12 protein-coding genes are annotated in these 13,143 nt (G+C 47.3%); 8 read left to right on the top strand and 4 right to left on the bottom strand.

The window, feature by feature from the left end:
* Positions 1–14: 14 nt before the first annotated feature.
* The 8 genes from V7Q13_RS12780 to V7Q13_RS12745 all read left to right on the top strand — a co-directional run bounded on the left by V7Q13_RS12780 (position 15) and on the right by V7Q13_RS12745 (position 7,327).
* Complete coding sequence (locus V7Q13_RS12780) at positions 15–956, top strand: glycosyltransferase family 2 protein (protein WP_333801063.1); 942 nt, start codon at positions 15–17, stop codon at positions 954–956.
* Positions 957–1,071: 115 nt separating this feature from the next.
* Positions 1,072–1,449: a GxxExxY protein gene (locus V7Q13_RS12775; protein WP_333801062.1), complete on the top strand. Its 378-nt coding sequence runs from the start codon at positions 1,072–1,074 to the stop codon at positions 1,447–1,449.
* Between the two features lie 114 nt (positions 1,450–1,563).
* A complete protein-coding gene (locus V7Q13_RS12770; RefSeq protein WP_333801061.1) occupies positions 1,564–2,709 on the top strand; it encodes a glycosyltransferase in 1,146 nt (381 codons plus the stop codon).
* Positions 2,710–2,799: 90 nt separating this feature from the next.
* Positions 2,800–3,822 (top strand): GHMP family kinase ATP-binding protein, encoded by a 1,023-nt coding sequence (locus V7Q13_RS12765; RefSeq protein ID WP_333801060.1) that lies wholly within the window; start codon positions 2,800–2,802, stop codon positions 3,820–3,822.
* Positions 3,823–3,832: 10 nt separating this feature from the next.
* On the top strand, positions 3,833–4,414 hold the full coding sequence (locus V7Q13_RS12760) for a D-sedoheptulose-7-phosphate isomerase (protein ID WP_333801059.1): 582 nt from the start codon (positions 3,833–3,835) through the stop codon (positions 4,412–4,414).
* A gap of 4 nt (positions 4,415–4,418) precedes the next feature.
* Entirely contained in the window at positions 4,419–5,696 is a 1,278-nt protein-coding gene (locus V7Q13_RS12755; RefSeq protein ID WP_333801058.1) for an HAD-IIIA family hydrolase, read from the top strand.
* 58 nt (positions 5,697–5,754) lie between these two features.
* A complete protein-coding gene (locus V7Q13_RS12750; protein WP_333801057.1) occupies positions 5,755–6,819 on the top strand; it encodes a hypothetical protein in 1,065 nt (354 codons plus the stop codon).
* An 88-nt stretch (positions 6,820–6,907) separates the two neighbouring features.
* Complete coding sequence (locus V7Q13_RS12745) at positions 6,908–7,327, top strand: clan AA aspartic protease (protein ID WP_333801056.1); 420 nt, start codon at positions 6,908–6,910, stop codon at positions 7,325–7,327.
* A 109-nt stretch (positions 7,328–7,436) separates the two neighbouring features.
* On the opposite strand, the gene glgB is transcribed toward V7Q13_RS12745, so the two are convergent.
* From glgB to V7Q13_RS12725, 4 genes are all read right to left on the bottom strand, one after another.
* On the bottom strand, positions 7,437–9,554 hold the full coding sequence (gene glgB / locus V7Q13_RS12740; RefSeq protein ID WP_333801055.1) for a 1,4-alpha-glucan branching protein GlgB: 2,118 nt from the start codon (positions 9,552–9,554) through the stop codon (positions 7,437–7,439).
* A 55-nt stretch (positions 9,555–9,609) separates the two neighbouring features.
* The gene (locus V7Q13_RS12735; protein WP_333801054.1) at positions 9,610–11,241 is read right to left on the bottom strand and encodes an ArnT family glycosyltransferase; all 1,632 of its coding nucleotides are present in this window, start codon (positions 11,239–11,241) and stop codon (positions 9,610–9,612) included.
* 20 nt (positions 11,242–11,261) lie between these two features.
* Positions 11,262–11,636: a hypothetical protein gene (locus V7Q13_RS12730; RefSeq protein ID WP_333801053.1), complete on the bottom strand. Its 375-nt coding sequence runs from the start codon at positions 11,634–11,636 to the stop codon at positions 11,262–11,264.
* An 86-nt stretch (positions 11,637–11,722) separates the two neighbouring features.
* Positions 11,723–13,102, bottom strand: coding sequence for a M23 family metallopeptidase (locus tag V7Q13_RS12725; protein ID WP_333801052.1), 1,380 nt, complete (start codon positions 13,100–13,102; stop codon positions 11,723–11,725).
* Positions 13,103–13,143: the final 41 nt, after the last annotated feature.

Genomic DNA, 13,143 nt, shown 5'->3' with positions numbered 1-13,143 from the left:
CGCATTCGTTGCTCATGGATCTATCGCTTGTAATACCGCTGCTGAATGAAGCAGAATCATTGCCCGAACTAACGCACTGGCTACACGATGTGTGCCAGCGGGAAGGCTATGCCTACGAAATCATTTTTGTAGACGATGGTAGCACCGACAACAGTTGGGAAGTGATTGAAACATTGCGGCAGCAATACATGCAGGTGAAAGGCATTCGTTTTCAGCGTAACTATGGCAAGAGTGCTGCCTTGAACGAAGGTTTTAAAGCAGCACAAGGCAGCGTAGTAATTACCATGGATGCCGACTTGCAGGACAGTCCGGATGAAATCCCTGATTTGGTGCGTATGATTCGGGAAGAACAATACGACCTGGTAAGTGGCTGGAAGAAAAAGCGCTACGACAATAAACTCACTAAAAATTTACCTTCCAAACTCTTTAATGCGGCAACCCGCAAGGTGAGTGGCATTTATCTGCACGACTTTAACTGCGGCCTGAAAGCCTACCGCAAAAAAGTAGTAAAGAGCATTGAAGTGTATGGTGAAATGCACCGCTATATTCCTGTCATCGCTAAGTGGCATGGCTTCCGCAAGATTGGTGAAAAAGTAGTGGAACACCGTGCCCGCAAATACGGCAGCACCAAGTTTGGTTGGGAGCGTTTTGTCAATGGTTTTCTCGATCTGGCTTCTATCACTTTTGTAGGCAAGTTTGGCAAGCGACCCATGCACTTTTTTGGTTTGTGGGGCACACTCGTTTTTCTGCTGGGCTTTGGCATCAGTGCATTTCTCATCATCAATAAACTCATTGATCCTACATACTACCTCACCAGCAAGCCTGCATTTTACATTGCGTTGGTACTGGCCATAGTAGGCGTTCAATTGTTCCTCGCCGGCTTTGTATCCGAGCTCGTTTCCCGCAACTCACCAGAGCGAAACGTATATGGTATTGAGGATAAACTCGGCCTTTGATAGAACACGGATTGTGATGAAAATAAGCAAAAGGCACGGAAGCGGATAAAACGGATTTTTCGGATTGACTCCGTTTTATAATGATGATTTCATTGAACAATCAGTATCGAAAACTATGTTGATTCATGAGGAAATAACACAAGAAATCATCCGTTGCTTTTTCCATGTCTACAACTATTTCGGTTACGGCTTTTCGGAAAAAGTATATGAAAATGCTTTGTGTATTGAATTGGTAAAGGCCGGACTTAATGTGAAGGCGCAAGAGAAGATTGATGTCTTTTATGAACAAGAATTAGTAGGCACCTATTACGCCGATCTACTCGTAAACAATAAAGTGATTATTGAATTGAAATCAACCGGTTACCTGAAACTGGAGCATGAAGCTCAATTACTGAATTACCTGAAAGCAACCAACATTGAAGTAGGTCTTTTACTGAACTTTGGAGAGAAGGCAGAATTCAAAAGAAAAGTTTTTGCCAATATCAACAAGTGAACGATGTACAGCAAACTCTTTATTTATACGACTTTATTACGCAACAGTAAATCCGTCTTATCCGTTTCATCCGCGAAATCAGCGTTCCATAAAATTTTAGTGCAATAAAAATCCGTGTACCAAGGCAATCCTAAAAATATCATCATCATAGGACCGGCGCATCCATTGCGGCCGGGTGGCATTACCACCTTTAACGAACGGTTGTGTAAAGCACTGAACGATGCAGGACATACATGCAGTATCTGGTCGTTCAGCCTGCAGTATCCTTCGTTTTTATTTCCCGGTACCTCACAGTTTACCGATGCACCGGCACCCGAAGGGTTGCACATTGTAACCGCCATCAATTCTGTGAATCCACTCAACTGGTGGCAGGTAGGCAACCGCATCAAAAAAGCCAAACCCGATGTAGTGATAGTGCGGTATTGGATTCCGTTTATGGGGCCTTGCCTCGGCACTATTTTGCGCCGCATCAAGGGCAATAAACACACCCGTATTGTGTGCATCGCCGACAACATTCTACCCCACGAAAGCCGCCCAGGAGACAATTGGTTTACCAAATATTTTGTGCAGCCCGTTGATCGCTTTTTGGTGATGAGCCAGCAAGTGCTGCAAGACCTGCGGCTGTTTAGCAACAAGCCCGCCCAACTGGTGCCGCATCCGTTGTACGACAATTTTGGTGAACGTGTATCCAGCAACGAAGCAAGGGCCTGGTTGCGCCAACACAAGCATCTCGACATACAAGATAACGATCACGTATTGCTGTTTTTTGGATTGATACGCCAGTACAAAGGACTCGACCTCTTGCTCGAAGCCATGCAACAGTTGCAGGGCACCAACGTGAAGCTGCTCATTGCCGGCGAGTACTACGACGACCCATCGAAATACGAAGCACTTTTGCAACACCCTGCTGTAAAAGACAAACTGCTCTTACATACCCGCTTTGTAGCCAACGATGAAGTAAAATATTTTGCCTGTGCGGCAGATTGTATTATGCAACCTTACCGTCATGCCACACAAAGTGGCGTTACTCCTGTCGCCTATCATTTTGAAGTACCCATGCTGGTAACCAATGTAGGTGGCCTGCCCGAAATGGTACCCGATGATATTGCCGGGGTGGTATGCGAACCCAATGCCAACAGCATTGCTGCAGGCATTCAAACTTATTTGCACAAAGGCAAAGCGCATTACATGCCTGGCCTGCTGCAAGAAAAACAACAACTCAACTGGGAAAAACTAGTGGAACAGATTTTGGAAGTTTGATGTCAGATGTCATGTCTGATTTGAAACACTGATTCATTGAAACTTGTGAACTCGTAGACTCGTAAACTTATCAACTCGTAAACTCCCAACATGCACTTCCGATCGAAAGCTCCTTTGCGGTTAGGTTTTGCCGGTGGCGGCACGGATGTTGATCCGTATGCCAGCCGCTTTGGTGGCGCCGTGCTCAATGCCAGCATCGATTTATTTGCACATGCCAGTATAGAACCGCTGCAGGAAAATGCTATTGTATTGCACGACCTCGATAGCAAGCAGGAATTTCGTTTTGCATGGCAACCGCAATTGCCGACACAACATGCATTGCCGTTACATGCAGCTGTGTTCAATCGCATACATGCACAGTATGGTGTACCATTAACGGGCTTCTCTCTCATTACTTCTGTAGATGCACCCATTGGCTCCGGCCTTGGTACATCCAGCACATTGGTGGTAGCCATCATTAGTGCTTTTACAGAAATGCTACAGCTGCCCCTGGGTGAGTACGACATTGCCCGATTGGCATACGATATTGAACGCAACGATTTGCAATTTGCCGGCGGTCATCAAGACCAATATGCAGCCAGTTTTGGTGGCATCAATTTCATGGAGTTTGGTCCCGGCGAACAAGTGATTGTAAACCCGCTGCGCATTCGCCACGAAGTACTGCAAGAGCTGGAGCACAACCTGGTGTTGTACTACACCGGCCATGCCCGCCAGAGTGGCCGCATTATTGAAGAACAGCAAGCCAATGTGCGGAATGATGCACAGCCCAGCATACAAGCTATGCATCATTTAAAACAACAAGCTTTGCACATGAAAGAAGCCTTGCTGAAAGGCCGCTTGCAAGACATGGGCGATTTGTTTGATATTGGTTTTGCCTACAAAAAACAAATGGCCAACGGCATCAGCAATCCACATATTGAGGCCTTGTATGCCGCAGCTAAAAATGCGGGTGCTACAGGAGGTAAAATCAGTGGTGCCGGTGGTGGTGGTTTTGTTTTCTTTTACTGCCCCAACAATAGCCGCCACCGGGTGACAGAAACTTTGAATAGCTTTGGCGGCCAGGTATATCCGTTTCATTTTTGCATGCACGGTGTACAATCCTGGACCATTTAAGCAAGAACACATGCAATCAACCATTCAACAAATATTTCAATCGTCGATTGACGCCAAGCAACAGCTGCTGGCCAGCGAACGATTGTTGCAACTCACCGAAACAGTGAGTGTACTCATTACCGAAGCATTTCGCAATAGCCATCGCCTCTACTTCTGTGGCAATGGTGGCAGCGCCGCCGATGCACAACATTTGGCAGCAGAATTTACCGGTGCCTTTTACAACCGCAACCGGCCAGCCCTGCCTGCAGAAGCCTTGCATGTAAACACATCATATATCACTGCTGCTGCAAATGATTATGATTACAACAGCATTTACAGCCGATTGGTGGAAGGCATTATGCAGCCCGGCGATGTACTGGTGGGCCTGAGTACCAGTGGTAACAGTGGCAATGTGGTAAAAGCTTTTGAAGCGGCCCGTGCCAAAGGCATCACCACCGTAGGTATGACCGGCGAAAAAGGTGGTGCATTGCGCCCCCTTAGCGACTATCTGTTTGATGTACCATCGAACGATACGCCACGCATACAAGAGTGCCATATGCTCATTGGCCATACCATTTGTCAGCTGGTAGAAGCACAGATTTTTCCTGCATAAATACATGCCCGATTCTTCACATAGCGTCATCTTTCTGGCAGGCGGTGCCGGCACCCGTTTGCAATCGGTAACGGGGAGCACACCCAAATGTTTAGCGCCGGTAGATGGGCAACCTTTTTTGTACCACCTGCTGCAAAGGCTGTTGGCACAAGGCTTTCAGCACTTTGTACTGGCTTTGGGTGTTGGTGCTAGCGAAGTAGAAGAAGCAGTTGCTGCCTGGCAACAATATCATCCCCACATCCGTATCGACTTTTCAATTGAGACTACTCCACTCGGTACTGGCGGCGCTGTGTTGCAAGCCTTATCGCTCTGCAAAAGCGACGATGTACTGATACTGAACGCTGACACCTATTTGCATTGCTCATTCACAGATGCTTTAGAAAAACATCAGCAATACAAAGCCGTGACAACCGTGCTGCTCAGCCACATGCAGCATGCCGACCGCTACGGATTGGTACAAGTAGATGCGCAACACCGCATCGTTCAGTTTCATGAAAAACAAGCCCATAGCAGCGGGCTTATCAATGCAGGTGCCTATTGGCTAAACAGACAATTGTTTGATGTATCAGCATTTCCCGCTTCCTGCTCTTGGGAAAAAATCATCATGCCACACTTGCTGGCACAAGCACAATTGTATGGCGTGGCAACAACCGGCTACTTCATCGACATTGGCATACCCGAAGACTACGCCAAAGCACAAACCGACTTCGCCCATTCTTTTCCTATGCTACAACCCGATAAAAGCTGGACACTTTTTCTCGACCGCGACGGCGTCATCAACATTGAAAAAGTGAAAGATTATATCCATCATTGGGATGAGTTTCAGTTTTACCCCGATGCTGTGGAAGCCATCGCTGCATTCAGCAACATCTTCAGCCGCATCATTATTGTCACCAATCAAAAAGGTGTGGGCAAAGGCGTCACGCTGCAAGAGAATCTCGATGAGATTCACCAACGCATGACGGCGACCATTGTTGCAGCCGGGGGCCGAATCGATGCCATTTACTATTGCCCCGATACCGACGACAACAGCCCGAACCGCAAGCCCAATCCGGGCATGGCTTCTCAGGCCAAAGCCGATTTTCCGGAGATAGTTTTCAGCCGCTCTATTATGGTGGGCAACAATACCAGCGACTTGTATTTTGCCCGCAATGCCGGCATGCATGCTGTGTTTTTGCGCAGCACTCAACCCGACTTGCAATTACCTCCTGCCCTCGCCGATATGGAATCGCCTAGTCTGTCGCATCTTGCCCAGGTGTGGCAACGCCAGCCAATTGGCTAAGCTGTTAAAATATCCACAGCCCCGCAGCGTTGTTATGCTTGTTAGATACCTTGCAACCATGCGTATTTTCTTTTTGCTGATACTGATGTGGCTGGCCGTTCCTAATGAAGGCGCAGCGCAACGAATTACGTCGTCCAACTTTAAGATGTTGCAACGCATCGATGATTCGCTGCAATCCTATGGCGACCGTATGTTGGATGATACGTTTGCTACCGAACGCCTTCGTGCCGACAGCATGTTTACCCGCTTGCTGGTACGTGCCATGCGGGTTCCCTACTCTTTTTATTTTGGCTTCGACTCCATGCAAATGGCGCCGGTGTTGTATCCGGAAGACAGCAGCTTTCGCATCATCACCTGGCACATACCCATGAACGATGACAACTACCGGCAGCGTGGTGTGATTCAATACAACACACCCGATGGTAGCATTAAGTTTACGCCATTGTTTGATGTATCGGACTACAGCGAACAACCGCAAGACAGCATTCGCAACAATCAAAACTGGATTGGTGCTGTGTACTACAAACTGCTGCAACACGAAGTGAACCAACAAAAAGTATACACGCTGTTGGGCTACGATGAAAACAACGACCGCACCACCCGCAAGTGGATTGACATCCTTCGATTTGATGAAGACGGGCAGCCACAATTTGGTGGTGATTTTTTCTTCTTCAACAACGATTCAATTTTTCCCCGCGGCAGTAAGCGTTATGTATTGGAATACAAAAAAGAAGGCCGTGCCCGCATCAATTATGATGAAGTAGACAGCCTGATTGTGATTGATAATCTGGTGAGTGAATCGAACGAGCCGGAGAAAAAATACACGCTGGTACCAGGTGGCGATTATGAAGCCTTGAAGTGGGACAAAGGCGGCTGGCAGTACATCGACAAACTATTTATGGAAGCCCGAGGCGATGGCAACGAACCCAAGCCCATGCTCATTTTAAAAGACGATGGCAGCTTTGACGATGAAGCCCTCGATAAGCAAACAGAAAAAAACCTGAAGACAGCCGAGGAAAAAGAAAAAGCGAAAGCTGCGCCCCCAACACCCAAAAAAACAACGCCTGCAAAACCCGCTGCACCCACAAAAAAGAAACCGGTAGCGAAAACAGGGAATGGGTAAAGCAGTTGTAGATACATCACCGCAACGTTGCTTACAGGAGACGTTGGCTGGTAAACAAAAAATACTAACTTCATACAAATAGTACGCTATGGGTTTGGTATATGCAGAAATAGAACTGATTAATGGCGACGATCTTGCTTTACAACGTCGGTATATCATTGGCGAGGAGGAAGTGAAACGCATGAAGGTCACTGCTTTGGTAGACACTGGCAGCTACATGCTTTGCATTAATGAAAACATTCAGGAGCAATTGCAGCTGCACGTAGTGGAAAAACGCAAAGCACAATTAGCGAATGGTGAAATTGTGGAATGTGATGTAGTAGCACCTTTAGAAGTGAAATTCAAAAACAGAAGAACTTCAGTAAATGCTATGGTGCTGCCCGGAGACAGCGAAGTGCTTTTGGGCGCCATTCCTTTAGAAGATATGGATGTACTGATACACCCGCTGCGCCAAGAGTTGATTGTAAACCCCGACCACCCCTATTTTGCACAGATGAAGTTGAAGTGATTAACCATTAAATAAAGGAGCCATAAAAAAGCGAACAGCATTTGTATGCTGTTCGCTTTTTTATTTTGCGTCACGCCTCGTGTGACACGAGCCATGGTGACTACAAAAATTATTTCAACACAATAGCACCCAGTGCCGGTAGGTGTAATTTCAGCTCATACCGCTTGCTTTCTTTGTCTACCAATGTGCAGGGTATGTCGGGGTTGAATACATCGCCTGTGCCCCAGTACGCTTTGCTATCGGAGTTGAAGATTTCCTTCCACAGCTTTTTGCCGGTTGCATAAATCGGAAAGTCGTGACGAACAACCGGTGTCATGTTGAACACCACGATCACATCATCTTTTTCTTTTTTAGCCCTGCGGCGGAACGCCATCACACACTCTGCCCTGCGATTGATTTCCACCCACTCAAAGCAATCGGAATCAAATTGTATTTCGTAAAAAGCGGGTTCTCTTTTTACGAGGTGCAGCACATCCCGCACACAATCTTTCAGCAGGCGGTGGCAGTCGTATTGCAGCAGTTCCCAAGGCAGTTCTGTTTTGTGGTTCCACTCTTGGGTGCTGCCAAATTCATTGCCCATAAACAACAGCTTGCCGCCGGGGTGCGTAAACATGTACGTGTACAGCAAACGAAGGTTGGCAAACTTCTGCCATTCATCGCCGGGCATTTTGTAGAGCATGGGGCTTTTGCCATGCACCACTTCATCGTGGCTGAGCGGCAGCATAAAGTTTTCGTCGTGGTAGTACATCATGCTAAACGAAAACTGATCTTGCTGAAACTGCCGGAAAATAGGGTCCTTTTTGAAGTACTTCAACGTATCGTGCATCCAGCCCATCATCCATTTCATACCAAAGCCAAGGCCATCGGCAAAAGTAGGTTTGCTTACACCCGGCCAGTCCGTTGCTTCTTCGGCAATGGTTTGTGTATCCGGAAAATCGCGGTAAATCATCTCGTTCATTTCCTTCAAAAAAGCAATGGCTTCAATGTTACCGTTGCCGCCAAATTCGTTGGGTTCCCACTGGCCTTCATTGCGGCTGTAATCGAGACGCAGCATGCTGCTCACCGCATCTACCCTAAAGCCATCGATATGGTATTTATCGAACCAAAAACGAGCCGAGCTGATGAGGAATGATTTTACTTCAGCCCGCTTGTAATTGAAAATGTAACTGTTCCAATCGGGGTGATAGCCTTTGCGCATATCGGCGTATTCGTAGGTATGCGTACCATCGAACATAAAGAGGCCGTGCATATCGTACGGAAAATGCGAGGGCACCCAATCGAGAATCACGCCAATGCCCGCCTGATGGAAAGCATCAATCAACCCCATGAATTCCTGCGGCGTACCAAAGCGGCTGGTAGGGGCAAAATAACCGGTGCCCTGATAGCCCCAGCTACCATCGTACGGATGCTCCATCACGGGCATCAATTCAACATGCGTGAAGCCCATTTCTTTTACATAGGGCACCAAACGCTCAGCTATTTGTGTATAGGTATTGTAGCTTTCTTCATCGTTTTTTACAGGCCGCATCCAGCTGGCCAAATGCACTTCGTACACATTCCACGGGGCATTCAGCGAGTTGTGTTTTTTGCGTTTTTTCATCCATTCGCTATCCTTCCATTGATAGTCATGAATGCTCCATGCCACCGAAGCTGTTTTAGGTCGCTTCTCCCAAAACAAAGCATACGGATCGCCTTTATCCAAGCGTACACCCTGAAAGCCAACAATGTGAAACTTATAGGCATCGCCTTTTTTTACGCCCGGAATAAAGCCTTCCCAAATACCCGATTGATCGAGGCGTACAAACAACTCGTGGCTGTGGGCTTTCCAGTGGTTGAAATCGCCCATCACACTTACTGAGGATGCATTGGGTGCCCACACGGCAAAGTAGTATCCATCGGTATCGAGCACTTGCATGGCATGTGCTCCAAACAAATCGTACCCGCGGTACAGTGTGCCCTGATGCAGATTTTGTAAATCTTCGGGTGTAAAGCGGCTGTAGTTCCACACAGGTTTTGTGCTGTCTACAAAATGCTGGTCTTCGTATCGCAAGTGTATGGTGGTTTTAGTGTTCTTTTTCTTCGGTGCTGCTTTTGCTTTTACAGCAGGAGCAGCATGTGGTTCATCTTTCAGTGTGGCTTTTGCCGGTGCCTTTTTGGCTTTGGCTATGGGTTGCTGTTGAGCATGTGCAGCCACTTTTTGGGCAGGCTTTTTATGTTCGGCACACATATCAATTGTTTTTCTTTAAATGTAACACATATGGCAATGCCACAGCTGCACTGACTTATTTACCCAACACATTAGAATGGGTCTTTTGCAAATCAGCTTCGGTTACTTCGTACAGCAATACCACGTGCATGTAGTGTGCATGGGGCGGCTTTAAGGTATGCAACCATTGCAAGCCATGCGCATTCAATGGAGCAGCCACGGTTTCGAGGTCGATGGCAAACTTACCTGTAGCCGGTGTGGTGGAAGGCCTTTTGTATTCAGGGTTCAATTGCAAAAAACGTTCGAGATATGGCTTGGCATGCCCGTAGCTGATGGATGAATCGAAGAGCTTACGATAAGCCAAATGTTTGGGCCACAGCAACTCGTTGGTGTAAGAAAGCATATTGGGCCAATACGACACCCAGCTGAGTGTATAGAGCAGTAACAAAAGACGTGTTGTTTTTTGATACCTGGCCCAGCACCAATTGGCTGCATAACCTACCAGCAGGTATAAAAAAGGAAATAACAGCAATGCATGCCGGAGGCCAATTTGAAAAGGATTGACGAAGCTCAGCAGCAGTCCGTACACCAGTAGCGGCATCCACCAAAACACCCGTTGGCGCCAGTACAACCAGCTGCCCATTTTCCGAAAAAGCAACCCTACAGCCAGCAGCAACATAGCCCATGCATACAGCGGCCACTTGTACATAAATACAAACCCGTAGTAATACCAAACCGGACCACGGGCAAAATAGGTTTCATTAAAGTACACACCCAAAAAAGAATAGATGGATCCATTACCACCACCCAGCTGCTCGTTGTACTTAAGCAAATCGAAACCGCTTACAAAACCGTACGGCAACGGCACCGGCCATTGGCTAAAAGCAGATAGAGATGCCGCCAGTTGCTGGAAGGCATCGCTTTTTTGGGGCAATTCAGCAACAGGAAAAAAACTATGCTGAAAGTAATAGGCCACATGCACAAACAACCACACGGTAAATAGCAGCAACAACCAGCGTTTCCAGGCGGCTATCCGGATATGATTAGCTTGCTTTGGGGCTATTACAAACAGCAGCATGCACAATGGAATAGCATACAACATTGATGCTTTTGCCACTACCGCCATCGATAAAAAAATGCTCATCCACAGCCAGTGCCTCAGCTCGTTGCTTTGCCAGTATCGCCATGCGGCAAAGCAGGTTGCAAACAACAACACCATGCTTGGCACATCGCTACCCACCAACATGCCAAAGCTGAATACTTCCGGATCGAAGAGATACAGCACTAAAGGAAAAACCCACTTACGGCCGCCCCACAAGCGGTAGCAGCACAGCAGCATAACAACTGCACCAAACAGCTGGTACACATACATCATCCAACGACCGGCTTGCAGCAATGCATAACCGTGAGCATCGTCGTTTTTTTGCAACCAAGGCTTGAGTACAATGGGCAATAGCGCAGGCGCTACAATAGGAGTTTTAGAATCGTCGGTGGGTTCTATACGCTCCTGATGACCCTGTGCCCAACGAACGGCCCATCCGTAGTATGCATACTCATCGTTGGTAAAATAAGTGCGGCTAATAAACCAGCCCGACAATATGAAATGCAACAATAAAATGGCAGCAAATAACCGCCGGTTGGCCGGGCTTATTTGCTGCCAGGTAGTAGATGTAAAAAAACGAAACAGGTAGTAGTGTTTGGCTGTCATGCCTTACAAAGATGCCTTTATCAGGCATCTACCAAAAATGTACCGAGGTAAATAATTTCACCGGTGCCTTTTTTGTACAACTCAATAGCATCGAGGTACACGTTTTCCATCACCTGGCTTTGAAAATGTACTTCGCCATTTTTATACAGCACAAAGAAAAAGTCGGGCATTTTATCGTCGAGAAAACCATCGTGTAATTTGGCAGGCGAAAAGCGGAAATGCACTACGCCGTGCTCATCGGGGATGGATTCACCCAAGAACTCATCTTCCAGAAAATCTCTTTCAAACAAGCGAACGTTGTAGATATTGCCGGTGAGTGGCTCATCTTGCCCTTTGGCTATAAAGCGGGCATTTACTTCAATCATCATTTCTGTATCGAGGCTATAGTTTTTCATGGGCAAATGTTTTAATGAGCCATGCTGGCATTTGTAAAGTTCACTACAACTTACTCATGTATTCAATGAGCAATATCATGCAGCAGTTACTGCCATTGCAGGTTTTGCTGAAACCGGATATTGCTACCTGTGCCTACAGTAAGTTTCGAGCCTTTTAAAAAAATCACCGGTATATCTACCGTACACACATTGGCCCCGGTTGTTTGTATCAGCACTTCCACGCCATCGGGCACGGGTATAGAAGGCATGCGGCTACCCAACCATTGAGCAGGATCGAAAAAGCTGCCGTTGCCATTAAACGTGTAGCTCATAGACTGACCCACGGCAAAGCGGGTACGGTACAAAACACCGTTGTGGGTAATGTCGTACCGCCATTCGCCGGCTGCAGCATTGGTGGGCAATATGAAATAATAATACCACCAGGAGGCATTGAAAGTGGATTGCAGGTTTTGCGACCAGTTTAAATACCGGGTATTGTTGGGCATATATATTTCGTGGGCTGCGGTTTGGCCCGCCAGTTGATCCCGATAATAGGAGCCCAGAAAAACCGTATCCCCAGCTTTAAAACTTTTCTTTTCATTCACCACTTCGCCCGAAGGGCATTGCGTATTTACCGGTGCTTTACCGTGGGTCATAATGGCATTGATGCCAGTCATGCGGTAAGGTTGCTGGCTGGCCCACCAGCTGGTGGTACCATTCAGCGTATTACAAGCACCCGCCCATGGATCTACCAATTTTGTCAGCGATTCATTTTCCCACACTTCAAAATGCAGGTGCGGACCGGTAGAGTTTCCACTACTGCCCATTACGCCGAGATATTCGCCGGCAGTTACGGTAGCACCAATGGGCTTGGTGGTCAGGCTGCCACTTTTTAAATGTCCGTACCAGGCCACAGAACCATCGGCATGCCGCACATACACCGCATTCCAGTCGCAGGCACTGGTACAAAAAGCACAGTTCTGATCGGGGTTGCCATCCAGTTTGCCAATGATGGTACCTGCTGCTCCGGCAATAATTTCTACTTCATTGTAGCGCATTTTATGCCAGGGAAATGGCCACGAAAAAATATCGGTACCACGGTGGTTGTAGCCACTACTTAAATCGTAAGAGCGGTTGCCGCAATTATAATCCTGCACCAGATTGGGATAGCCCGTGTTTTGATCGATATAATTGGAGATGCCGTAGTAGCCAGCATACGAAGCATTTTGATTGGGTAAAATATTGCTGCGCAATCGGGTGGGCCATTGAAACAGTGTTGCCTGTGGCATGGGCGCATTCCATAGGTTGGCTTTTTGCAGTTGCAGTTTATTGTTGGCCAATAGCAGTCGCATTTGAGCATAGTCGGCCTCAGCAAATTCATCGGCATGCGTAAAGGAAACACCGGCACCGCCTGCCGGCTCCAGTACAGGTTGAGCCACCGCCTTCATGCTGCACAGCAGCCAAAATATGCCAGCAAATATCCGCATAGCATTTGTTGTTTTTTTAATACTGCTCAAGGTAGCGGCAT

Source organism: Phnomibacter sp., assembly GCF_036803085.1.
Taxonomy (GTDB): domain Bacteria; phylum Bacteroidota; class Bacteroidia; order Chitinophagales; family Chitinophagaceae; genus Phnomibacter.
This window is presented reverse-complemented; position numbering and strand designations above follow the sequence as displayed.

Bases quoted from the DNA above. Each gene is read 5' to 3' on its own strand.
- V7Q13_RS12735 (WP_333801054.1), bottom strand. From the start codon at position 11,241: ATGACAGCCAAACACTACTACCTGTTTCGTTTTTTTACATCTACTACC.
- V7Q13_RS12760 (WP_333801059.1), top strand. From the start codon at position 3,833: ATGCAATCAACCATTCAACAAATATTTCAATCGTCGATTGACGCCAAG.
- V7Q13_RS12775 (WP_333801062.1), top strand. From the start codon at position 1,072: ATGTTGATTCATGAGGAAATAACACAAGAAATCATCCGTTGCTTTTTC.
- glgB (WP_333801055.1), bottom strand. From the start codon at position 9,554: ATGTGTGCCGAACATAAAAAGCCTGCCCAAAAAGTGGCTGCACATGCT.
- V7Q13_RS12725 (WP_333801052.1), bottom strand. From the start codon at position 13,102: ATGCGGATATTTGCTGGCATATTTTGGCTGCTGTGCAGCATGAAGGCG.
- V7Q13_RS12730 (WP_333801053.1), bottom strand. From the start codon at position 11,636: ATGAAAAACTATAGCCTCGATACAGAAATGATGATTGAAGTAAATGCC.
- V7Q13_RS12765 (WP_333801060.1), top strand. From the start codon at position 2,800: ATGCACTTCCGATCGAAAGCTCCTTTGCGGTTAGGTTTTGCCGGTGGC.
- V7Q13_RS12780 (WP_333801063.1), top strand. From the start codon at position 15: ATGGATCTATCGCTTGTAATACCGCTGCTGAATGAAGCAGAATCATTG.
- V7Q13_RS12750 (WP_333801057.1), top strand. From the start codon at position 5,755: ATGCGTATTTTCTTTTTGCTGATACTGATGTGGCTGGCCGTTCCTAAT.
- V7Q13_RS12755 (WP_333801058.1), top strand. From the start codon at position 4,419: ATGCCCGATTCTTCACATAGCGTCATCTTTCTGGCAGGCGGTGCCGGC.
- V7Q13_RS12745 (WP_333801056.1), top strand. From the start codon at position 6,908: ATGGGTTTGGTATATGCAGAAATAGAACTGATTAATGGCGACGATCTT.